Origin of the sequence: Polaribacter pectinis, from assembly GCF_014352875.1 — a bacterium.
In the GTDB taxonomy this organism is placed as follows: Bacteria; Bacteroidota; Bacteroidia; order Flavobacteriales; family Flavobacteriaceae; genus Polaribacter; species Polaribacter pectinis.
In genome coordinates, this window is sequence record NZ_CP060695.1 from 3,199,418 (window position 1) to 3,225,355 (window position 25,938).

At 30.6% G+C, this 25,938-nt stretch carries 15 protein-coding genes; 1 reads left to right on the top strand and 14 read right to left on the bottom strand.

Annotated features, from left to right (window positions below):
- Window positions 1–52: 52 nt before the first annotated feature.
- The 14 genes from H9W90_RS14350 to H9W90_RS14415 form a co-directional block, all read right to left on the bottom strand.
- The gene (locus H9W90_RS14350) at window positions 53–772 is read right to left on the bottom strand and encodes an energy transducer TonB (protein WP_187482262.1); all 720 of its coding nucleotides are present in this window, start codon (window positions 770–772) and stop codon (window positions 53–55) included.
- Between the two features lie 65 nt (window positions 773–837).
- Window positions 838–1,215, bottom strand: a complete 378-nt coding sequence (locus H9W90_RS14355; RefSeq protein ID WP_187482263.1) for a VanZ family protein — start codon at window positions 1,213–1,215, stop codon at window positions 838–840.
- Window positions 1,181–1,561: a glycine cleavage system protein GcvH gene (gene gcvH / locus H9W90_RS14360; protein ID WP_187482264.1), complete on the bottom strand. Its 381-nt coding sequence runs from the start codon at window positions 1,559–1,561 to the stop codon at window positions 1,181–1,183. The genes H9W90_RS14355 and gcvH overlap by 35 nt, the downstream gene beginning before the upstream one ends.
- Before the next feature lie 30 nt (window positions 1,562–1,591).
- Complete coding sequence (gene sov, locus H9W90_RS14365) at window positions 1,592–8,734, bottom strand: T9SS outer membrane translocon Sov/SprA (protein ID WP_254712502.1); 7,143 nt, start codon at window positions 8,732–8,734, stop codon at window positions 1,592–1,594.
- A 4-nt stretch (window positions 8,735–8,738) separates the two neighbouring features.
- Window positions 8,739–9,320, bottom strand: coding sequence for a Holliday junction branch migration protein RuvA (ruvA, locus tag H9W90_RS14370; protein ID WP_187482265.1), 582 nt, complete (start codon window positions 9,318–9,320; stop codon window positions 8,739–8,741).
- Between the two features lie 34 nt (window positions 9,321–9,354).
- On the bottom strand, window positions 9,355–11,637 hold the full coding sequence (locus H9W90_RS14375; protein ID WP_187482266.1) for an NADP-dependent malic enzyme: 2,283 nt from the start codon (window positions 11,635–11,637) through the stop codon (window positions 9,355–9,357).
- A gap of 90 nt (window positions 11,638–11,727) precedes the next feature.
- Complete coding sequence (locus H9W90_RS14380) at window positions 11,728–13,452, bottom strand: alpha-amylase family protein (protein WP_187482267.1); 1,725 nt, start codon at window positions 13,450–13,452, stop codon at window positions 11,728–11,730.
- 41 nt (window positions 13,453–13,493) lie between these two features.
- On the bottom strand, window positions 13,494–14,432 hold the full coding sequence (locus H9W90_RS14385) for a carbohydrate kinase family protein (RefSeq protein ID WP_254712503.1): 939 nt from the start codon (window positions 14,430–14,432) through the stop codon (window positions 13,494–13,496).
- Window positions 14,433–14,462: 30 nt separating this feature from the next.
- Window positions 14,463–15,764, bottom strand: coding sequence for an MFS transporter (locus tag H9W90_RS14390; RefSeq protein ID WP_187482268.1), 1,302 nt, complete (start codon window positions 15,762–15,764; stop codon window positions 14,463–14,465).
- 70 nt (window positions 15,765–15,834) lie between these two features.
- Entirely contained in the window at window positions 15,835–16,719 is an 885-nt protein-coding gene (locus H9W90_RS14395) for a carbohydrate kinase family protein (RefSeq protein WP_187482269.1), read from the bottom strand.
- Between the two features lie 113 nt (window positions 16,720–16,832).
- The gene (locus H9W90_RS14400) at window positions 16,833–18,578 is read right to left on the bottom strand and encodes a RagB/SusD family nutrient uptake outer membrane protein (protein ID WP_187482270.1); all 1,746 of its coding nucleotides are present in this window, start codon (window positions 18,576–18,578) and stop codon (window positions 16,833–16,835) included.
- Window positions 18,579–18,589: 11 nt separating this feature from the next.
- Window positions 18,590–21,751: a SusC/RagA family TonB-linked outer membrane protein gene (locus tag H9W90_RS14405; protein ID WP_187482271.1), complete on the bottom strand. Its 3,162-nt coding sequence runs from the start codon at window positions 21,749–21,751 to the stop codon at window positions 18,590–18,592.
- Window positions 21,752–21,785: 34 nt separating this feature from the next.
- Window positions 21,786–23,369, bottom strand: coding sequence for a glycoside hydrolase family 32 protein (locus H9W90_RS14410; RefSeq protein WP_187482272.1), 1,584 nt, complete (start codon window positions 23,367–23,369; stop codon window positions 21,786–21,788).
- A 4-nt stretch (window positions 23,370–23,373) separates the two neighbouring features.
- The gene (locus H9W90_RS14415) at window positions 23,374–24,699 is read right to left on the bottom strand and encodes a sugar porter family MFS transporter (protein WP_187482273.1); all 1,326 of its coding nucleotides are present in this window, start codon (window positions 24,697–24,699) and stop codon (window positions 23,374–23,376) included.
- Window positions 24,700–24,913: 214 nt separating this feature from the next.
- On the opposite strand from H9W90_RS14415, the gene H9W90_RS14420 reads away from it, so the two are divergent.
- Window positions 24,914–25,936 carry a LacI family DNA-binding transcriptional regulator gene (locus tag H9W90_RS14420; protein WP_187482274.1) on the top strand — a complete coding sequence of 341 codons (1,023 nt, stop codon included), beginning with the start codon at window positions 24,914–24,916 and terminating at the stop codon, window positions 25,934–25,936.
- Window positions 25,937–25,938 lie beyond the last annotated feature (2 nt).

Genomic DNA, 25,938 nt, shown 5'->3' on the forward strand with positions numbered 1-25,938 from the left:
AATCGTTTAGAAGTTACTCTAAACGATTTTATATATTACTATATTTTTTTGTCTACTCTACAATTAAAGTAAATGGAATACTATATTTTACACCAACTGGCTTACCTCTTTGTTTACCAGGCTTCATTTTTGGTAATTGTTTCATTACTTTAATTACCTCACTTTTAATTTTTGGGTGTGGAGCTCTAGCATTTACGTTTACAATGTTACCGTTTTTATCAATTTTAAAACCAATAAATACTCTTTTTCTACCTGAAGATAGACCAAGTTCGTTTGGTAATTCTGCATCAAATTTTCTAGAAAAGTGTTTTTGTACCATTTTACTAAAACAAGCTTTTAACTCACTTTTACTTCCTTTACAACCAGGAAAAACAGGTACGTCTTCAATAATCATAAAACTTACGTCTTCTACAACTTCTTCAACTTCTTCAATTTCTACAATTTCTTCTACTTCTACAGCTTCTGTTTCATCTGTTTCTGTAGATTCTATTACAGTTTCTTCTACTTCTTTCTCATCTTCAACAACTTCAATTTTTTCTGGAGCTGGTGGTGGTGGAGTTTTAGGTTTTACAGGCTCTATTCTTTCAGTAATTGGAATTTCTTCTTCCATTTCTGCATTCATATTAACAGTACCCAAATCACCAATATTTCTATCGTATGTTTTCTTTTCTATAGCTGCATAAGTTACAAAAAGGGCTAAAACTAAACCAATTTGCATAAATATTTTGCTGTAGTTCTCTAAATTCGATTTCGGATTTTTCTTAATTTCCATTGTAGATAGTTTTATTATAGTTCGCTAATTTAATTAAAAAAATGTGTTATTTACAAGTCTTATTGTTATTTAACTCGATTTTTTTTCAAAATTTGATTAAAAACCAGTAATCCCAATAGAACTCCAAGGGTATTTGCTAGAATATCTAAATAATCTCCAGTTCTGTAAGAGGTTACTGTGCTTTGTAAAACTTCAATAACTATGCCATAAAGAATGCAAGAAATTATAACTATATATTTTTTTGTTGGTTTTTTATAAAAAGTAAATAACCAACAAATAGTTAATGTAAAATAAGCAAAACTATGCTCCCATTTATCTATACCAGATACGTTTGGTGCATATTTTGGCATTTTCATTAGACTTAAATAACCAATTAATATAGTTATAAAAATGGCTATTAAAAAAATATTATCCTTTAATAAGGCTTTGATACGCTTCTGCATCTAATAAATCTTCTATTTGAGAACTGTCCGCAATATCAATTTTAATCATCCAGCCTTTTCCATAAGGATCTGTGTTAACTAATTCTGGCTCATCTTCTAAACCTTCATTAAATTCTACAACTTCTCCAGTAAGTGGCATAAATAAATCTGAAACTGTTTTTACAGCTTCTACAGAACCAAAAACTTCTCCTTCTTCTACTGTATCATCTAACGTATCTACATCTACATAGACAATATCTCCTAATTCTCCTTGTGCAAAATCTGTAATTCCTACAGTAGCAATGTTGTCTTCAATTTTAATCCACTCGTGATCTTTAGTGTATTTTAAGTCTGATGGAATGTTCATTATAATTATTATTTTATGTTGATATTAATTTTAGTTTCCTCCTAAATTGTAAACGATGTTAAATCCACCATTAATAGCCTGTCTTGGAAATGTGGTAGAAATAGCATATTTAGACGTTTGATGATTGTAATAAAACGAAGCGGTTAAATTACTACTTAATCTATAATCTGCTGTAAATTTAATTGAAAATAATTTCTGTCCACCACTAATTTGATTATTATCTTCATCTACAGCTCTAATTTGTGTAATATTATCTCTTAAAGAAACGTCTGCTCTTAAATTGATATCTCCTTTTAAGGTTTGTTTTTTTCCTGTAAAACGCGTGTTCATTTTTACATCTTTAAACACGTAACCAAAACCAAAGATATACTCCGTCCCTTTTATATCTGTTAATGTGCTGTTATTAAAATTCATGGTTAATGTTCTATCTCTCTTTACTTCACCTCTAACAGAAAAAGAGTTTTTCATTTTCATGTCTACTTTTAATAGAGGAGAAAATTCGTCTACTAAAGTAACAGCTGAAACCAACAATTCTGGTTCGTAATTACCAGAGTTTGCGTTTGGTGTTGCAAAAGGATTGTTTTGGTCATACTGCAAGTTATTAGTAAAACTAGATACGGTATATGATGATCTGTATCCATGTGAAACAACAAAATTGCTAAAGTTTTTCTTAAAGAATTTATATTTCATTAAACCACTGTAACGCATTGTCCAGTTTGGTATTGGTATGTTTCTAAACAAACCAGTATTTACTTTTCCGGGGCTTTTACCAGAGTATGCTGCCATAAATGCTGGTAATAATACTTGTTGACTATTTTCACCAAAACCAGCAACATCTTCGCCTGTTTCTGTTGCTAATCTATTAGAAATAATAGTTCTATAATCTCTCATTTTTTGAAACAATACATCTCCATCTGTAAATGCGGTTGAAATCATAGAGTGACTAGAACTAAAGTTTCCTGTTTTAAATGCGTCTACACCATAATCTATTGCTGCATCTGTAAGTTCTCCCTCAGAATTATAAATAGAACCTCTAACATCTAATTGTTGTTGTAAATCTTGTGTTTGAATTTTATTTCCTCGAACATCAATATTTAAATCTTTAATAGGCTTAACAGTAAAAGTATAATCTAACTTATTATAATGTGTTTTGCTATATGTTTTGTTATAGTAAGTACTATCTACATGGCGTGTTGCTAACCAGCCATTTTCTAATGCTTTATTTCTAATATCTACTTGGCTACCAAAAGCAAATGATGTTGGTGCGCCTCCTAAAAATCCAATATCTTCTGTGTAACCTGGTAATAGTTGTCCGTTGTTTTCAGAGTAACTAATCTTACCTTGTTTTACAGAAGTTACTACATCATAAACTCCTTTTAAAATCTTTTTGCCAAGAGATAATGTTTTCTTTTGTTTTACTCTTCCTGGAGTAGGAGGTAAGCCAGAACTGTTTAATCCTTTAGAGTTTTTACGTTGCGTTTTGGTAAGTAATAATTTTTCGAAACCAAGGCTTTTATAAAATTGTTCTAAACTTAAAGTAGTGTTTAAATTGTGGGTATTTGCATTCTGAATTACATTACCAATTTTGTCTACCACAGTTTGATCTTGTGATGATGCTTGCCAATCGAAATCTGCAGTATAACCATAATCTGCTTTTACAAACTTTAGAAATGGAATTTTATCAATAGGTAAATTATAAGTAGCATTTAATTTTTGATGATAATGTGTTGCTCTTCCTGTGTTAAAGAAATCGTCAAAAATTTCTAATTCTTCTTGGCTGTCAAAAGCATCATAGATATAACTGTTGGTAGCATTAAAGTTTAGTTGTAGAGATTTTGTTAAATCGAAACCAATGGTATAATCCCAATCGAATAAAAATCTACGTTGTTTTAATTCTGGTTGTTCAGATAAACCTTCGACCAAGTTTCTAGATTGTTGTTCATTATAGTTTCTATTAATTCTAGAATTAATACCTAATGTGCTAGGAATTGGGTTAAAGTTAATGTCTTTTAGTAGTTTCCAGTATTTACTTCTAAAAATAGAATCGTTATTTTTAAAAGGTTCTATTGGTTTAGAGTTGAAACTAAAATTATATGAAGCAGAAGTTGTTACGTTTTCATTTATATACTTCTTAACGTTATAATCTCTGTGAAATTCTTTGTTGTGAGAGTAAGAAACTGCTAAATTTTCTACATCGTAAAATTTAGGTTTTTTTGTAGAATTTGGATTTCTATTCTTTTTAACGTTGGTAAAACTAATACTAGTTCTTTTTGTATAATCTCTAGAAAACTCGCTATTATCATTTTCTTCTAATGCATCTTTTAAGGTCACATCTTGGTATTGAGGATCAAATTTAGGATCTATAAATTTCTCTCCAACACTATAACTCATTGGTAATTGAATTCCCCATTCTTTAGGTGTTAATACTTTTCCTAAATTAATAGTTGTTGCAACATCATATTGTTTTGTTTCGTCTAAACTTCTTTGGTTTACTCTATCTTCTACATTTCCAAAACCAATGGTAGACATACTTCCTGCAACAGAAACATTAGCAACATCTGCAAAATTAGCATCTGCATTAACAACTGCAGCCCAACCACCTTTGTTGTCGAAACCAGCAGAACGTAATTCATTAAACCAAACTTCTCCACTTAAAGGAGATGTAGTGGTATTTTTTACACCTAACATTATAGTTCTCAACTGCGCTAAAGTAGGATTTCCTTTTACACGAATTGTTAGTTGTTTAGGATCTCCTGCTGTAGGTGTAGGATATATTTTATTTGGAGGAGCAACTGAAATACCTAAACCATCTCTTTCAATTTTTAATTTACCTAATTGCTCTAATATTAAATCTAAATTATTTTCTTCTGGCCAAACATCTAATTGAGAAGTTCCATTTGGACTTACTTTTAAAGGTAATTCTATTTGATAATAGTTGTCATCTAAATCTGTACCTAATCTTATAATAGCCGCTAAACCTTGTGCTTCTATATTAGAACCAGAATTAGATTGCAAGTGCATAAACATTTTTAAATTTTTAAAACGTCTTAAGTCTACACTAATATTTTTATAAATAGCTCTAATTTTCTCTGCGGGTAAGTTGTTTACTTTTAAAGTTACAGATTGTTCATTTTGTAATTGTACAGTTGTGCTTCCTTGTAAACGCTCTCTTTCTATTCCTGGAGGTTGTACATAACTTCCTTCATTTTGTTCGATACTTACTACACCAACTTCAAAATCTTGTAAATCGTTACCTTGTAAATCTTCTGGCGGACTAATATTGTCATCTAATGTTTTTGTATAACGTCTCCAATCTCCACGTACCAAATCTAATTCACCAAAACGAACAACAACAGGCATCTTAAAATTGGTTAAATACATTCTTATAAAACGAATACTGTTAAAATCTTGAATATCGTTTATAGCTTCTCCACTTCTAATTGGTACTCTAAATTGATACCATTTTGTTTGTTGGGTATTTCCGTTCTCTAAAGTAACTTGCGTTGTTTTTTCATCTACAACAAAGTTTTTACCTTTAACCAAATCGTTTCTGTTCATAGAGATTTTATACTGAAAATAGCTCTCTACAGTATTCATAGTTTGGTCTCTATTTATATCTTCTACATCAGGGTAAGTTGATGAAGAAGTAGGATAAGATTCTGGCGATTGATTTAACGTTGGCGAGTTTCCTTGTGTGTTATTATAGTTTTTATATCTAGTAATGATAGATGCGTTTGCAGCATCTAAATTTCCTCCTCTAAAAAACTGAAAATCATCTGCTGCAGGATCTAATAAGTTCTTATATTTTTGAGGGATATTTAGTAAATCTTTTTCTTCTGTATTATTTAAACCATCAAAACCAACATCTTGATTTATTCTAGCAGCATCTTCTTCATTAAATGCATAAATTATTGATGGATTTCTTGGTACATCTCCCCAAGTTGTTCTGTTTACGTTTACGGTATTTACTTTTGCACCATCTTCTGGCAAACCGTTTTCGAACATTTTACGGTTATCTTTTAAAACATCTTCAGAAATATTTCCTAAATTAATAAATAAATCTCCTACTTGATTAGATGGGTCTTGTGGGTTGATATTTTGTGGTAAACCTTCTGCATTTGTAATTGAATAATTTTGGTAAGGATCCATGATCCAAAACTGAATGTATTCTACATTGGCTTGGTCAAAATTATTAGTTGTTAATGCACGTGTAATTCCACCCCAATTGCTTTCTGGGTTAGGCAATTTTAAACCTCTATCTGTATCTATTGCATTTGGGTTAAAGTTATAAGAACCTCTTTCTTCAGGAAAATACGCTAAATCTAACGTTCTAACCAACGTATTTTGTGTAATATCTAATTGCTGATTTGGAAATAACTCTTTATAATTTATTTGTCTAGTTTCTGCTCTAGAAAGTTCATCTGCAGTAATATTTGCAGGAGTATCTCCGACTCCGTAAAATATTTGATCTACATTATACCAAGCTAATTTTGCTCTATTATAATTATAATCTAAATTACTACTACCACCATTAAAAATATCATTTGCTTTATTTTGTGGTGTACTAGCTTCATACCAATCTAATGGAGATAGTAAGCTAATTGGTACTTGCGATGCTTCAAAATCATCTATATAAGAAGTTGCTGCTCCTGCAACATCAATTCCACTTGGTGTTCCAGGTAATAAATATGCCATGTCTGCTCTAATAGATAAATTAGAAGGCACATCTGTATCTACAAATGGTAATTTATTAGCCAATTTTGTAAAGTATGGTACTTCTGTAGAAAAATCTACATTTACCCCAAACATAGTATTGTTAATTGGTTCTGAACCAAAATTAACTTTAGGTGTAATTGGTCTTTCGTTTACATTTAAAATGGTTGCACCTACTATAAATTGATCAGAAAATTTATGCTCAACATCTACACCCATAAAGGTTTTTCTTTGTTGATTAAAAACTGCGTTATTTTCTGTTGAAACACTTATTGGAGTTCCAGAAGATTGCAAACCTGGATCTATAATTTGTACACGACCTAATTGATAATCTACCACAAAATCTACACCTTCTACCAATTGTCTTCCACCAGCAGTAACTTTTACAGAACCTCTAGGAACGTTAAATGCACCAATAGGAATTCCGCCAGCATTTTCTGATTTAAAATACCCTTTTAAGAAGTATTTATCTTTGTTTTGGTTGTTGTTTTTTACGTTTATTTTGGTGTTTAAATATAGTTCTTTAAACAAGTAGTTGTCATCTGCTGGGTTTGTTAATTGATCTTCTAAATCATTTCCAAAAGGTTCTGGTTCTGGAAAAAAGATATACCCGTTTTGAGAGTTTACTGTAATTCCTTCTACGTAATCGAAAAAACCATCTGGATTTTTAAACTGACTTTGATCTAATTGGTCTAAATTTAAAACTTGTATTAAGGGTTGATTAGAAATACCCGCTGTTTGTGCATTCTGTAATGTGTTAGAAGGAATTCCTGTTGCATCATCTCTATATTGAATTTCGAAACGAAAACCATCTTGAGTTAACGGAAAAGCCCCTAAAGCATACACGTTTTTCATCATTAAACGCCAAGTAGGAAAAGATTCGTCTTCATTAGCAGCATTTTTACGTTTGGTTTGTAAAATTTCTGAACGTAATAATTTTACAGCTAAATTTTGTGGAGCTTGAATTCCGTCATTAGAAAATTCACCAACTTTAAAAGATGTTTTTGTGGTTCCGTTTACACTACCTGCAACTGTATATTCGTAAGCAACTGCTAAAACTTCACCATCATTTAATCTTCTGTTTAAAGAAATAAAACCTAATTGCGGATTTAAAGTAAACTCATTTATATCTAACTTTCTTGCGTTTTCTAGAATAGAGAAATCAGTTCCAGGAGCCATTGAGAATTCATCTCTTAATGTTTTTTCTACATTAGAAACATCTCTTATTCCGTTTAAAATAGATTGTCTGTATATATTATTAGATTCGTTTATTGGTAGATTTATAGTGTTTCCGGCAACATTTATACTTGGTGCATTAGCTGTGCTGTTAACATTATTATTTACTAAATTTTGATAATCTGCAGGGTTGTTAGAATTTGTTTCTCCAATATCTGCAAACGCTACAATACTCCTGTAATCTTCCGTACTTGCATTTCTATTGGTAATCCAAACTTCTATTCTAGTAATATTTACTTGACTACTAATTAGTGGGTAATCTTTTAGAGAGTTTGCATAATTATCTATAAAAAATTGTGATAAGAAAAAGTGACGGTCATTATCATAATCTGTAGTTCTTAATTCAAAAGGTTGAATAGAAGCTCCACCTTCTGCAATAACTGTTTTACTTTCTGAATTTTGTTGAGAAAAAACAGCTGTAACATTGGTGTTTCCAAACTTTAATTGTGTTTTTACACCAAACAAACTTTGCGCACCATTTATTAATGAATTTTTAATTGGCATTGCAATATTACCAGCTTCAATTCCTTGTATAATATCGTCTTCTGTAGGTGTAAAATCTATTTTTACTAAATTCTGAAAATCGAAAGTAGATTGTGTGTCGTAATTAGCAGAAAACTCTAAACGTTCACCAACTTTGGCTTTAATACTTGCATTAATTTGTTGGTCGAAATCGAAAGTGAAACTACTTCTGTTTTCTTCTGATATTTGTGGGTTTTCTGTATTTTGATATATGAAGCCTAATTTTACATTTAAGCTTCCTGCAGGCGTTACTTTTACAGTTGTTCCACCAAAAATTGATTCAAAAAATTTAGAATTTACATAATAAGTGGGTAGTAAATCTTTTTGTGCGTCTGCTGCTCCTTTTTTCTTTCCGTTTGTAGCACTTACTTTGTCTTTAAAATACTGTAACATGTCTCGTTTTAAACGATATTGTTCGTATTCTTTTCGAGTAAGATAAATAGGAGTTTTTGTTTGGTAATCACCAATTTTTTCAACAATTACGTACTTATTTAATGCTTTGTCAAAAATGATGGTTTTTTCAGCTAAATCATCTAAAAATAAACCACCTTTTTGATTTTTATTAAAATTGTACCTTAATTTTAAAGTATCTTTTTTTACATCTGTAGAATCTTTATTAGTAGTTGTTTGTGCGTAAGAAAAACTACTTGCCAAAAAGGCAAAAAGTACAAATGAAAATATTTTTTTTAAATTTATATCCAATTGATTATAAGCTTTTTAAGGATAGTTTTATGATTTGTTCAACAGTAGCATCAGGATTTTCTTTAACAATTGCAGTTACAATTTTGTCAGATTGTTTTCTTTGAAAACCTAAAACTTCTAAAGCAGATAACGCTTCATCTTTATTAGTATTGCTTGTGTGAACAGAAACTTCATCAATATCAAAAGTTTTTAAAATCTTATCTTTTAAATCTACAATTACTCTTTGTGCAGTTTTTGCACCAATTCCTTTTACAGATTGTATTAAAGCCACATTTTCTGATGCAATTGCATTTTGTATTTCTTCGGATGTCATAGAAGAACACATTGTTCTTGCAATACTTGGACCAACACCAGAAACTGAAATTAGTAATTTAAAAACTTCTCTTTCAGTTTTGTTAATAAACCCAAAAAGAGTGTGAGCATCTTCTCTAATAGATAAATGTGTGTATAGAATTACATTTTCATCAGCAGGTAAACTAGTAAATGTATTTAATGAAATATGCAGTAAATACCCAACACCATTGCAATCTACAACAACTTCAGTTGGGGTTTTTTCTACTAATCTTCCTCTAACTTGTGTAATCATATACTATTTTTATAGGCTTCTAAAGTAACTATTTTTATTTGTTATTACGTTTTTCTTTTTGTTGCGCATCTACAACAGCTAAAGCAGCCATATTTACCATTTCATCTACACTTGCACCCAATTGTAAAATATGAACAGGTTTGTTGAAGCCTAAAATTACTGGACCAATAGATTCTGCACCTTGTACTTCTTTTAATAATTTATAAGTAATGTTTGCAGATTCTAAATTAGGAAAAATTAACACATTTACTTTTTTTCCGTTCAATTTAGAAAATGGAAATTCTTTAGCCAATAATTCTGGATTCAATGCAAAATCTGCCTGAATCTCTCCATCGATAACTACTTTTGGAAAGTGTCTATGAATATAAGAAACAGCCTCTCTAATTTTTTTAGAAGTTTCTGAATTTGAAGAACCAAAATTAGAGAAAGATAACATAGCAATATTAGGTTTCATACCAAACATACTTGCAAAATTACCTGTCATTTGTGCAATTTTTGCCAAATCTTTAGCGGTAGGGTTTTCATTAATTGTTGTATCTGCTAAAAATAATGGTCCTTGTTTTGTTAACATTAAATTACAAGCAGCAATTCTAGATACATCTTTATCTTTTTCAATTAACTCTAACATAGGTTTTACTACTGAAGGATAAGGTCTAGAATACCCAGTAATTAAGGCATCTGCTTCCCCTTCATTGACCATCATTGCAGCAAAATAATTACGTTCTCGCATTAATTTTTTTGCTTCAGAAAATGTTCTTCCTTTTCTTTGACGCGTTTTCCAATAAGCTTCTCCAAAACGATTTCTACGATCGCTTTCTTCATCAGTTTTTGGATCAATGATAGCCACATCACCTGTAAAGCCAATTTCCTCTTTTAATTCTAAAATAACTTCTTTTCTACCAAGTAAAATTGGGATTCCAATTTTTTCTTCATGAACTCTTTGTGCGGCTTTTAATACATCTAAATGATCTGCTTCTGCAAAAACAATTCGTTTAGGATTGCTTTTAGCTCTGTTATGTAACAACCTAATTTCTTTACTTCCAGAACCAGAACGTTCCATTAATTCCTCACGATATTTGTTCCAATCTTCAATTGGTTCTAATGCAACACCAGAATCCATTGCAGCTTTTGCAATTGCTGGAGGAATTTCATAAATTAATCTTGGGTCAAATGGTTTTGGAATAATATATTCTCTTCCATAAGTTAAACTAACTTCATCGTACACAATATTTACTTGTTCTGGTACCGATTTTTTAGCTAAATCTGCTAAAGCATGAACAGCAGCCATTTTCATTTCTTCATTAATTTTAGTTGCTCTAACATCTAAAGCACCTCTAAAAATAAATGGAAATCCAAGTACATTATTTACTTGATTAGGATGGTCTGATCTACCAGTTGCCATAATAATATCATCTCTAGTTGCTACTGCTAAATCGTATTCTATCTCTGGATCTGGATTTGCCATTGCAAAAACAATTGGATCTTTAGCCATAGATAATAGCATTTCTGGATTTACTACATTACCCATAGAAAGGCCAATAAATACATCTGCATTATGCATTGCTTCTTCTAAAGTAGTAATATCTTGGTCTGTAGCAAATTCTTCTTTTTGTGAAGTAAGGTTGTCTCTATCTTTTCTTATAACTCCTTTACTATCGCACATAACAACATTTTCTCTTTTTACACCTAACTTTAAGTATAATCTTGTACAAGAAATTGCAGCTGCACCAGCTCCGTTAACAACTATTTTAACTTTACTAATGTCTTTCTCTGTAATATCAATAGCATTTTTTAATGCAGCAGCAGAAATTATTGCTGTTCCATGCTGGTCATCATGCATTACTGGGATGTCTAATTCCGCTTTTAATCTAGTTTCAATTTCAAAAGCTTCTGGAGCTTTTATGTCTTCTAAATTAATTCCACCAAAAGTTGGTGCAATTGCTTTTACAGTAGCTATAAACTGTTCTACGTCAGTTGCATCAACTTCAATATCAAAAACATCTATGTCTGCAAATATTTTAAAAAGCAAACCTTTTCCTTCCATAACTGGTTTAGAGGCTTCTGGGCCAATATCTCCCAAACCTAAAACAGCTGTACCGTTAGAAATTACTGCAACTAAATTTCCTTTAGATGTATATTTATAAACGTTGTTTTTATCTTTTGCAATTTCTAAACAAGGTGCTGCAACTCCTGGAGAATAAGCTAATGCTAAATCGTGTTGAGTTGCATACTTTTTAGTAGGTACAACTTCAATTTTACCAGGTTTTGGTTTTGCGTGGTATAGTAAAGCTTCGTGTCTTTTTCTAGAATCACTCATAAATCTGTTGTTTGTTTGAACCTACAAATATATGGTTTTCAATGAAAGAGCAAATGAAAATAACTAAAGAATAATTGTTGTAAAATTGGTTTAGAAATTCATTTTTTTAATAGTTTCATTTTCAGAAAAATTGATGGTAAATGAACTAGTAACAAGATTTGCTTTTAATTCGGCAAATTCATTGTTATTTTTCCACTTAATATGAAGTTCATTTTCCTTTGAATTTTTAATTTCCATTGTTCCTAAAAATGCTTTAGAGGTATTTCTTAAACGCATTATTTTAAGTTGGTTTTTAACAATTTCTGTTTTTAAACCCTCTTCAATATCTTCGTTAGAAAGTGTTGTTCTGTTAATTTCTTTATGACCACCACTACCACCTTTGTCTGCAGCTTCATAATTATTTTTACCTGCAAAAAGGTCTAAATACCAAACCTGTGGTATTCCTGGCATAAACATTTGTATTGTTCTTGCCAATAATAACTTCTTTTCACTTTCGCCTAATGCACTAAAGAAAGTTGCATTTACTTGGTAATATGATATTTTTTTTCCTGAAGGATCGTATAAGTTTTTAACTCTTCCACCACGATTTATAACAGTTTCCATAATAGATTCTATTTCTGAATCTTCTAATAAACCTTTGTTATAAGTTCCATTGATTTCTTTTCCTTTTAAATCTAAAACAGGAATTCCATCGTGGCAACCCAACATATTTACAGTTTTGTACCCTTTTTCAATAATTTCATTTGCCCAAGTTATAATTGCTTTGTTCGAAGCAGTTTCTAATGTATGGATCATTAATCCTGGTAAGAAAAAATCGTAAATTTGGTATCCTTCTTTGGCAACTTCATCATGAAGATTTACACCATATTCTGCATGAATTTCTGGTAAAAGTATTAAATCGTTTTTCTTTGCAATTTCATTAATTCTATCTAGATAATTCCAAGTGCCTGGTTTGTTGAAAAAATTTGTTTGGCCTACTTCTTTGTGTAAATAAGCGAAAGCATCTAAACGTAGAATTTTACAGCCAAAACTTTTTACTTTTGCTAATGTTTCTTCGTAAAAATCCCAAACTAATTCCGACTTTGCATTTACATCCATTTGTCCTAAAAAAGACCTATTTTTATTTACAATAGGAATAATTTTACCTTTTAAATTATTGAAATTTTCAAAATCAACATCTTCTATTTTAAGTTTATTTTCAATGGCTCCGTTTACTTTTTTAGCAATAGTTTTAGCTTGATCTTCAGTAACTCCCTCAATAGTTAAAATTTCTTCAATAGTAATTTTTGAATAGTTTATTTCTTGATAAAAGGTGTTCCAATACGGTTTTTCTGTTCCATCAGGAAAAGGGACTTTTAAAATAGGAAGACCAGATTTTCTCATGAATAACTTATTAAGATATTCTTCTTTAGGAATTACAATTCCGTCTTTATTTTTTGTTCCATTATTTTCCCAAAAAGTATTCCAATCGATAAAAAATTCTTTGAATTTTGAAGCTTCACCATTTGCTAACAAATCTTTAAACTGTGGAGAATTTACAGATAAGTGATTCAAAACAATATCGAATTTTAATTCAATATTTAAACTTTCTAGCGTTTTTAAATCATCTGTAGAAACTAATTCTTTATTTAAGTTGTAATCTATAACAGAGAAACCTCTGTCTAAATCGCTATTAAAAAAAGTTGGCAACACATAAAACAACGAAAAAACATCTTTAAGTTCTTCTTTTTGAAGCAAGTTTACAGTGTCACTTAAATTGGTTCCAATACTGTCTGGATATGCATTAAGCATAACTCCGTTAGAAATAATGTTCATATTTTCTGATTGTATAAATTGGATTGTTTTTTGAAAGAAACTTATAGAAGTTTGGATAAAACATTAATATTATCTGGAAGCCTACCTACATTCTGAAGTTTTAAAGCTGCTAATTTTAAAGCGACTTGCAAACATTCTTCTATTGGTTTTTCTTTAATATAAGCGAATAAAAAACCAGACCAAAATGCATCTCCAGCGCCAGTTGTATCCATTACTTTTTCTATTTTTATTGCTGGTAATTGAATTACTTCTTTTTCTTTTTGAGAAAGTTTTACACCTTTACTACCTAAAGTTAAACAAACAGTTTCTACTCCTAAATTATGAAAGAAATTAAAAATTTCTTCGTGCGATAATTCTTTTTCGAAGAATCGAAACATATCATCATCACTAATTTTTATTAATGGATTGTATTTGCAATATGTTTTTATAACTTCTAAAGCTTCTTCTCTATTAGACCATAATTCTTTGGCATAATTTAAATCGATACTTAATTTACATCCGCTTTTAAAAGCTTCTGCAGCTTTATTTAAAATAGTAGTTTGCGCAGGTTTTTTACTCAACGCAAAACAAGTTGTGTGGTATATTTTTGTAGCAGCTAACATTTCTGCTGTTATTTGCTCTTCAGAAATTGCACAATCTGCATCTCTATATGGTATAAAATCTGGTGTTCCGTTTGATTTTGAAACAAAAATGACACTTGTAGCTTTATTATCAAGCTTTTTTATGTGTTTTGTATCAATACCAATTTCATCTAATCTTTTTAAAACGTACTCTCCAAAACCATCTTTACCAACTGCTGCAACCATTGTTGAATTTAACCCTAATCGTTTGCAATTCATAGCAACGTTTGCTGGCGAACCACCTAAATATCTATGATAATCTCTGGTTCCGTTAATTAAGACATCGTTTTGGTGACCTATAAAATCGATTAAGACTTCACCAACACATAAAATATCTATATTTCTTATAAAATTTTTCAAAATAATCTAATTTGTAATTGAGTAAAAAAACTACTGAACTTGTTTTTTACTTTTAATAAATAGGGTGAAAATGGCGCTTATAATCAGTAAAACACCTGCAAAAGTTATTGCGTTTCTTGGGTCGTTATCTAAAAAGTTTTTTAGAATGTATCCAAAGGATAATGTTTGAATAATCATTGGAATTACAATCATCATATTAATAATACCCATATACACACCATAACGTTCTTTTGGAATGTCTGCAACCACCATTAAATACGGAATACCCATCATACTTGCCCAACCAATACCAAAACCAGTAATTGCAAAAAATAATAAGTTTTTGTTTTCGATATGTGGAAAAGCTAAAAACCCTATTGCAGCAATTATTAAACAAAATGCGTGTACTCTTTTTGCACTATATTTTTTTGCAAAACCAACCAGTGCAAACGCTACTAAAAAAGTAACTACATTATACCAACCGTTTACTAAACCTGTCCAACTTACAGCTTCGCTATATAATTCTGTATTGTCTGGTGTTGCATTCCATACAGACAATGCCACACTTTTAGATGAGTTTTGCCAATAACAAAACAGTGCATACCATTGAAATAAATAAACCAATGCCAATTGCCACATTACTTTTGGCATGTCTTTTATTGCTGAAAAAATTTCAACCAAAGGACCAATAACACTTCTTTTTTCACTTCTTAATTTTGCTAATTCTTCTGCTGTTGGAGGAATTTCTTTCGTTTTACGAATACTCCATAAAATGGTTCCTATAGAACAAGCAGCTCCCAAGAAAAAAGAGGCATACACCCAAGTTGGTAAAGCACCTGTGGTTCCTATAAAAATTAATGGAAATATAAATAATGATAAATTTGCCAAAACCTGCCCCAAACCAGTAAAGAAACTTTGCATTTGAAACCCTAAAGGTTGTTGCTCGTCATCTAATTTGTCTGCAATTAATGCTCTGTAAGGTTCCATTGCAGTGTTGTTACCTGCATCTAAAATCCATAACAAACCTGCTGCCATCCATAAAGAACTGCTAAAAGGAAATGCCAATAAAGTTAAACTACATAAAATTGCTCCAATTAAAAAGTAAGGTTTACGTCTTCCAAATCTTGGACTCCAAGTTTTATCACTTAATGCTCCAATAATTGGTTGTACTAACAAACCTGTTACTGGACCAGCAAGATGTAATAATGGAATTTGATCTGGACTTGCACCTAAAAAATCGTAAATTGGTGTAACTGCACTTTGTTGCAATCCAAAACTATATTGAATTCCAAAGAACCCAACATTCATATTTAAGATTTGCCAAAAGCTTAATTTAGGTTTTTTGAATTTCATAATTTATTTTATTCTTTTTTATTTAAGACAAGAAAGTCTAAGTTATCTAATAATTACGTTTAAACATCTTTTATTTTGGATTAATAAAAGCTTCAATTTCTGTTTGTAATATTTTTGGATTAGCCCCTTCACTTTTTGCAACTAATGCTCCAATAGCGCAAGCAAAATCTATAGCTTCTTGGGGTTTTACTTCATTTAATAATTGACTTATTAATGAACCTAAAAAAGAGTCTCCAGCACCAACAGTATCTACCACTTTAATTAAGAAACCACTGTTATAATACAAATTTCCTCCATGAAGAAGAACTGCACCATGAGAACCTTTAGTAACACAAATATGTTTAGTATTTGTTTTTTCTGCTATAAATTTTAAGTTTTGCTCTAAAGAATTGTACTTAGAACCCATCTCTTTACAAACCTCAAATAATTCATCATCATTAAACTTAATAAAGTTTGCTTTTTCCATTAAGTGAATTAAAACATCAGTGGTGTAATAAGGTGGTCTTAAATTAAGGTCAAAAATTTTATATTTAGCTAATTCAATTAATTGATATAAGGTATCTCTAGAGGTTTCATCTCTAGCTACCAAGCTTCCAAATACAAAAGCATCTGCAGATTTTACTGCATTTCTAGCCCCTTCAGTAAAACGAATTTTATCCCATGCTCTAGGATATTTAATATCATATGAAGCAGAACCTTTTTCATTTAACATTACTTTTACTTTACCTGTTTGATATTCTTTTTTAGTTTGAATATGCTCTGTATTAACATTATTTTCTACTAAATACTCTATTAGTTTTTCACCAGGTTTATCATCTCCAACTGCACTAATCATAACTACTTCCTGATTAAAAGAACTTAATCTACTTGCAACGTTTAATGGTGCGCCTCCTATTTTTTTGTGAGTAGGAAAAACATCCCATAATACTTCTCCAAAACAAACTACTTTTGACATTTTTTAATATTTAAAATAAAACAATTTAATTGTTAATAAAAACAAGAGAGATTAAACAATGTCAATCTCTCTTGATAACAATTAATTTAATTCAAAAATCAATCAACAATATTTTAGTAACCAGGGTTTTGCTTATATAAACCACCAGTAAAATCTATTTCTCTTTGAGGTATTGGATAGTATTCATCTCTACCTGCTGTAAAATTAGCATTTGTTAAAAAATCTTTTCTTGTTTTTTCAACTGCTAAATATGCATTTAGAACTTGTTCTGCCATTCCCCATCTTACTAAGTCAAAAAATCTTGGACCTTCCATACCAAACTCTAAACGTCTTTCGAACATTAAAGCTTTAAAAGCCTCAGATTTAGATAAACCCATTGGATATTCTCCAACATTATATACATCTGTTGCTCCTGCATCTATTTGTCTTTGCGTACTAGCTGCAGCTCTTCTTCTAACTTGGTTAATTATGGCTAAACCAGCATCTACTTGATTCATTTGAATTAAAGCTTCTGCTTTAAATAAAAGTACATCTGCATATCTAATAAAATCTACATTTTTTGATGTTCCAACAAATGGACCTTCTTTTACATAACAACCACAATCTGGAGCTTGTTGTTCTTTCATGTTCCCAAAATATCCATAAACACCTGGGTCTCTTGCCCAACTAAAGTTATAAATCATATCTCCAGAAGTATTTACCGTATTTCTATATTTAAAAGGACGTCCAGGAATACCAACTGTATGGTCTATTCTTGGATCTAAAGTAATTCCTGCAGCTAAAGCAGTTTCTCCATTTGCATCTACAACATCAAAAATATTACTATTATTAAAAGTATCTAATAATGGTAAACCAGAAGCATCTGTTTTAAATGCGTTCACCATATTTTGACTAGCCAAATGAAACCCACAACAACCATATAAACCAGTTCCATGAGGTGAATTTAATCCAGTTACAAAACTTACTCTACTAACAGTTGTACCGTCATTGATAGAAAATTGTGCAGCCCAAATAGATTCTGAACCATTATCAAAACCATCTAAAAAGTTATTACCGTAATCTGATTCTAGTGAACTAGTTACGTCGTTTGCATAATCGACAACATCTTGTAATTTAGACATGTTTATATTTGTAACGGCGTGATTGTCATTTTGCTCGTAAGCTTGGTATAAACTTAGTTTTGCTAAATAAGCAGCTGCTGCGTTTTTGTCTGCTCTACCAACTTGATCTTGAGATTGAGGTAAGTTGTTGTAGGCAAATAGAAAATCATCTGCAATTGTGTTCCATAAAGCATCATTATCTACATCATTAGAAACTTTAATAATTTCTTCTTGAGTTAAATCTTCTGTGATATATGGTATTTTTTTAAACAATAGTTTAAGCATAAAATGAGAGTGCGCTCTTAAAAAACGAAGTTCTCCTTGTCTTATAGCTTTGTTTGAATATTCTGCATCTGGTATATCATTAATTACTTTTAATGCAAAGTTAGCTCTCGAGATTGCTTTATAATAATTAGTCCAAGTTCTTGGTCCCATCCAATCTAAAGGATCGTCTGCAATTGTTAAGTTGTATTGTTCATATCTATCTACGATATCAACATCACCTCTACCACCACCACCTTTGTAGGCGTCATCAGATCTAACACTTCCATAAACCCACATGTTAGTAAGTGGACCTACCATGTCATCATTTGCAATTCCTGCATATGCAGCAACCACTAATGCTTCTGCATTTTCTGCTGTAGCTACGTTTTCATTAGATAATACACCTTCTGGCTCATATTCTAGGAAATCATCAGAACATCCTGCTATTAAAAATGTAGCAAAGATTCCCGCTAATAATAATTTTATATTCTTCATTTTAATATTTTTTAAAAGTTAATGTTAAGACCAAGTGATAATGTTGTTGGAACAGGAATGTTATCTACATTTGTTCTTTCAGGATCTGATCCTATATAGTCTTTAGGTGTAAACCAGAATAAATTTTCTCCTTGAACGTAAAATCTTAAACTTGTCATACCTGCGAATTTGTTTACAATTTCTTCTGGTAAAGAATATCCAAATGACATGTTTCTTACTTTGAAATAAGAATTTTTTCTGTAAAGATAATCAGAGGTTCTTGTATCGTTATTTACAAGTGATGCCGCTGGAATATTTGAACCCGTATTGTTTGGAGTCCATGCGTTTAAAACACCTAAACCAGCATTTTCTCTACCTTGTACAAAGTTATTCCAGTATATATATGGGTCTAAACCTATTCTACCTGCCACACCAGAACCGAATACAGAAAAGTCGAAGTTCTTATACTCTAAATTTACTCTAATACCATATTCTAAATCTGGTAAAGTTGTACCAATAAAATCTCTATCATTTGCATCTATACTACCATTACCATCTAAATCTTGAAATTTTAATCCTCCTGGTCTAGCTCCAACTTGAGTTGGGCTCGCATTTACATCTGCTTGACTTTGAAATAAGCCATCTGTTTTATATCCAAAAATTGAAAATTGAGAATGTCCAATTATAGAATTATCTACAGTACCAGGATAAGAAGATACAACCTCATCTGGTAAAGCTGTAATTATATCTTTAAAAGCTCCGAAATTAGTAGAAACTGTCATTTTTAATCCATTTTCAAAAGTATTAGCGTACGCTAAAGCTAATTCCCAACCGTTTGTTTCTGTCGTTGCTCCATTTAATACTCTTTGTTGTCCTTCTCCTACAACAGAAGCAATAGGTGGTGTTGTTAAGATATCACTAGTTTCTCTAGTAAAATAATCGAAAGAACCAGTTACTTTATTGTTTAATAAAGAAAAGTCTACACCAAAATTAAATTCTTTGGTAGTTTCCCATTTTAAAGCTGGGTTTGATGCTTGAATTGATACAAAACCAGATGGTAAATTTCCTGTGTTATTTCCGTTTAAATCATAAGCGGTACCAACGTTGTAAAACGTATTAAAGAAAAAAGTGTCTCCAGTTGCTTGTAATTGATTTTGCCCATAATTAGATTGAAATAAACCAAAACGTGCTAAATCTCCAATAGATTGGTTACCAACTTCACCATAACCTGCTCTAAATTTTAAAGACTTTACAATTTCATTTTCTTTCCAAAAATCTTCATTACTAATTCTCCAACCTACTGTTGCTGCAGGGAAAATACCATATCTATTGTCTGCTCCAAATCTTGATGATCCATCTCTACGTAAAGTAAAAGAAGCTAAATACTTGTCTTCGTAACCATAGTTTACTTTAGCAAATTGAGATAACAATCTACTACCAGTAGAAGAACCTACGTTTGTTCTTGCTCCTGTAGCTGCATCTAACTGAAAGAATGATTCTGTTTCTACTGCAAATCCATCTGCTTGCGCAATAAAGCTATCTTGATCGTCTTTAATAGATTCCACTCCTAAAAGCACTCCTATATTATGCTTTTCAGCTAATTCTACATTATAGTTTAAGGTGTTTGTAAATACTAAACTAGTAAACTTTTGATTTCCTTGTATTAATCTATTTGTAGCTCTTGTAATAAAACCATTATTAACTTTTCTTTCAATATCTCTTCTGTCAACTACATTATAGTCTATACCTAAACTAGTTCTATAGGTTAGATTTTTTGCGATATCAAATTCTCCATAAATATTTCCGAAAAAAGTGGTTCTACTAGTGTTGTCCCAACTATTAAGTTGTTGCATTAAAACAGGATTGTTTCTGTCTGAATAACCAGAACCTAAAGGACCAGCAAATTCTCCGTTTGCATCATATACAGGAATTGTTGGAGCTAATGATATAGCTAAACTTGTTGTATATGCACTACCAACATCTCTAGAAGCTAAAGTTTCATCAGAAGTAGACATTTGTGAGTTTACACCAACTCTTAATCTATTATCAAACAAATTAAAATTAGAGTTTAATTTAGCTGTAATTCTTTCATAACCTGTGTTTTTTAAGATACCTGAATTACTTAAATGACCTACATTTATTAAGTGAAATGAATTGTCTGTACCTCCAGAAAATGAAATTTCATTATTGTATAAATATCCAGTTTGGTAAGTTTCATCTTGCCAATCAGTATCTCCAACTGGTATAGATGTATCACCTCCAACAAAGGGTTGTACAGTTACATTATTTAAAACTGGGTTATTAAAATCACCATTCCAATCAAAATTATATATTTCACCATAACCGCTATTTGGGTCTGCACCATCATTAACAGAAGCTTGCCATAAAGCTTCACCTCTTTGCAATGCATTTAGCATTTTATAACGTTGTTTTTTTTCTGAAAGAACTGAAATGTTTGAATTTATACTTATTTTAAATTTTTCAGCACCACCAGCTTTTGATCTGTTTTTTGTAGATACAACTACCACACCATTTCCTGCACGAGCTCCATAAAGTGAAGACGCAGAAGCATCTTTAAGTATTTGAACAGATTCTATTGTACTTGGGTTTAAGCTTGCAAAAACTTCTTGTCTTAATGTTGGCACACCATCAATAACAAATAATGGGTTGTTGTTACCAAGAGTAGTTGCACCTCTAATTAGTATATTGTTGCTTGTACCTGTTGGGTCTCCGTTTTTCTCAATAAATAAACCAGCTACTTGACCTTGTAAACTTTGTACGGCACTACCTGTACTTAAACCAACTCCTTTAATAGGAGCCATTTCTACAACAGATATTGCACCAGTTACGTCTACCTTTTTTTCTTTAGTATAACCTGTTATTACTATTTCGTCTAGTTGACTTGCTTCTGCTGATAAAACAATATTTATAACACTTCTTCCATTTATTTTTACGGTTTCTGTTTTGTAACCTAGGTAACTAAAAACCAATGTATCTTCAGCTTTTGCTTTGGCTAAAGTATAATTTCCATCAAAATCGGTTGTTGTTCCAACCGTAGTACCAGATACAACTACTGAAACTCCTGGTAATGGCATATCTCCATCTTTATCAGTAACCACACCTTTAACCTGGGCTTGGGCGGATATGCTGATAAGAGCAAATATTGTAAGTAAAAAGAGTAATTTACGTCTCATAATTTAATTTAATTTAGTTAATGTTTAATTTAATTTAGTTAATGTTTAATTGATTTATTACGATGTTATCTAGAAGTAATTCTTGATTATTTGTTTCTATAGAAAAGGTTGAATAGGGTTGGTTTGGAAAAAATATCTCTGTCATAACAGTTTCTCCATCATCAAAAAACAACTCTATAGATGTTTTATCTATTAATATTGTTCCTGACAGGTTTTTGTTAGATGAAGTTCTTAAAGTGGTAGATATTTTATCAGCAAACTTTTCTGAAAATGATGTTTTTCCAGATTTTTTACGATCAATAAAAAAAGAATTTTTAGTATGATCATAGCCAAATAAAAGCGAATCATTAACTTTGTTAGATAGTATAAAAGTGAAGCTTTTATCATTTAAATTAGCTATGTTAAACTTTATTTCTGTGCTTGCTAAATCAATAGATTCTGAACCAATAATTTTTGTATTTCCGTTTACAGAAATATTTTCTTTTTTAAATTTGGTGCCTCTATATTTATTTAAATCCTGTACTGGGTTCGTAATTAATCGATAACCATTATTATCTTTTTTAAGTTCTACTTTTCTAGGAATTGTCATCGCACTTCTCCATATTTCTGTTGGTACTTTTACTGCATAATCCCAATTAGACATCCAACCAATCATTAATTTAGCACCATCTTTTGTTCTTGCATTAGACCAAGAAACACCAGCGTAATTATCTTTACCAAAATCTAACCAATATGTATGATTTTCTTTTAAGCTTTTTTCAAATTCTTTATCAATTATAAAATTCTTACCATCAAAATCTCCAATAAAATATTGTGTTGCACTTCCACCATTTGGCCCACCAGTTCCAACACTTACAAATAATACCCATTTAAATTCTTCTGTGCCTTTAATTGGTAGTTTAAATAAATCTGGACATTCCCAAACTCCATCTTTAGAGTTTTCATCTTTTTTAAATTCTGAAAGTAAGTTCCATTTTTTTAAATTTTTAGAATCGTAAAACATAATTTTATCTCCAGCTGCAAGAGACATAATCCATTTATGTCTATCATCATCCCAAGTAATTTTTGGGTCTCTAAAATCTTTAATAGAATCGTTATCTATAACCGGGTTGTTTTCGTATTTCTTAAAAGTTTTACCTTCGTCATGACTGTAAGCAATACTTTGTACTTGTTTAACTTTTCCGTTACCAAAATCTTTATGGTTCGTATACATAGCAACAATTGGAATAGATTTTTCAACTTCTCCTAATCCAGAGCTATTGCTTATATCTACAACTGCACTTCCAGAAAAGATGGTTCCAAGTTCATCAGGATAAATGGCAATAGGTTGCTCTGTCCAAGAAATCATATCTGTGCTAATTGCATGCCCCCAATGCATAGGTCCCCAAACATTACTTTCTGGATGGTATTGGAAATATAAATGATAGTAACCATTGTAATAAAACATTCCATTAGGATCATTCATCCAAGCTTTTTTTGGTGTAAAATGAAAGTTAGGTCTGTAAAGTTCCTCTTCTGTAATATTTTCAGAAGTTTTTTCTTTAGTTTCTGCTGTTTTTTTACAGTTAAAAAACACAAGCAATACAAGAGCTATAAAAGTTAATTTTTTGAATTTCATTTGCTTAATTTTTATTTTTGATTAGTTTTTTACTTAACTCCTCTAATGAAACACCTTTAGTTTCTGGCATCATAAAGATTACGAATAGTAATTGTATGGCCATCATAACTGCAAAAAACAGAAAGACAACGCTGGCTCCAATAGTAGAAAATAATACTGGTACTAATGAAGGAATAACTGCTGCCAATACCCAATGTACAGAACTACCAAAAGACTGTCCTGAACCCCTTAAATGATTTGGAAATATTTCTGATATAAAAACCCATATCACAGTACCTTGTCCAATTGCATGTGCAGCAATAAAAATAAATAAGAAAATAGGCATATAGGTTCCTTGCCAGTCAAAAAAGAAAGCTGCAGAAACTAATGATAATGATATAATATAGCCAAAAGAACCTATATACATTAGTTGTTTTCTACCTAATTTATCTATTAAAAATATACCTAACAATGTAAATAGCATGTTTGTAACACCAACACCAATACTACTTAACATAGCAGTACTTTCTCCTAAACCTGCTTCTTCTAATATTCTTGGAGCATAATATAATAATGCATTAATACCAGATAATTGATTAAAAAAAGCAATTAAAAAAGCTAAAATTAATGGAAATCTGTACTTTTTAAGAAAGATATTTTCATTAGGTATCGTATCTTTCATCTCTTGTTTAATTTCTTCAACTAAAGCATTTGAGTTTAATTTTGGATTAATGATTTTTAAAGCCGCTCTTGCCTCATCTTCTCTAGATTTAGTTAACAACCATCTAGGACTTTTAGGTACAGATAAAATCATTAAAGTATAAATAATAGCAGGTACTGCTTCTATTCCTAACATCCATCTCCAAGCATTTTCACCAATATTATTTAATAAATAATTAGATAAGAAAGCTATTAAAATACCAAACACAATATTAAATTGATATAAGCCAACTAATTTACCTCTATCTTTTGCAGGTGCAATTTCTGAAATGTAAGCTGGTGCAGCAATTGTCGATGCTCCAACACCTAAACCTCCAATAAATCTAAATAAAGCAAAAGTCCAAGGGTCATTCGCTAAACTAGATCCAATTGCTGATATAGTGTAAAGGACACCTATCCATATTAAGGTGTTTTTTCTACCAATTTTATTTGTTGGAATTCCACCAAAAATAGCTCCAATGACTGTACCCCATAATGCCATACCAATAACTACCAATCCATGAAACATATCTGTAGATTCCCAAATTAATTGTAGTTTTTTTTCAGCTCCAGAAATAACAACTGTATCAAAACCAAATAAGAAACCTGCCAAAGCAGTTGTTAATGACCATATTATTATTTTTTTATTCATATTATTAGTGTATCTAGATGATTTTTAGTTCTATTTTATCGATTTAATAAAATTTGTACTTTATATTAAACAAAATTAAATTAAAAGACTTTTTTTTGTTTAAATAATAAATCGAAAACGTTTTCGATTTACCGAAAACGTTTTCGATTAAGATAATTTAGTATATTTACGAGGTAATTAAGCACATATTTTTTATCAAAAGAATGAATTTAACATGGTAACATTAAAGCAAATAGCAGAAGAATTAGGTATTTCTATAACTACGGTTTCAAAAGCGTTAAAAGAATATCCAGATGTTAGTAAAAAAACAAGGAAGTTGGTAAGAGAAACAGCATCTATGCTAAATTACAAACCAAACTCTTTCGCTGTAAATTTAAGAACTAGAGAATCTAAAACTATTGGATTAATTATTCCAGTAATTGTGCATCACTTTTTTTCGAGTGTTATTAAAGGGATTATTGAGCAAGCAGAAAAGAAAGGGTATTTGGTAATTATTCTACAATCTAATGAGTCTTATGAGTTAGAAAAAAAACAAGTAGACTTATTGTTAAGTAAAAGAGTAGATGGAATTTTAATTTCTTTAGCAAATGGTACAGCAGATTTTAAACATTTAAATGATGTTATTGAGAATGAAACACCTTTAGTTATGTTCGATAAAATTGCTAAAATGGTAAAATGTTCTAAAGTTATTATAGACGATAGAAAAGCATCTTACAAGGCAACACAACATTTAATAGATATTGGTTGTAAAAGAATTGCACATTTTAGAGGTCCTTTATTGCCTCAAAATTCAATTGATAGATTTTTAGGGTATAAAAAAGCATTATTGGATAATGGTTTAGAATACGATTCTTCTTTAGTATATATATGTGAATGTGGAGATATGAGTTTCGAAGAAGGAAAACTTAATGCGCAAAAACTTTTAAAAGAACACAAAGATGTAGATGGAATTTTTATAAATACAGATCTAGTTGCAATTGGCGCAATGACAGAATTTATGAAACAAGGCGTAAGAATACCAGAAGACATAAGTATTGTTGGTTTTAGTAATTGGTTTATGGCATCTGTAATTTCACCTTCTTTAACAACTATAAATCAACCAGGTTTAGAAATGGGAATAAATGCATTTAAATTACTTTATAAAGAAATAAAGAAGAAAAAGAAAAATTCTGATTTTAGTTTTAAAGAACTTGTTTTAGATACAGATTTAGTAATAAGAGAGTCTACAAAAAATTAATA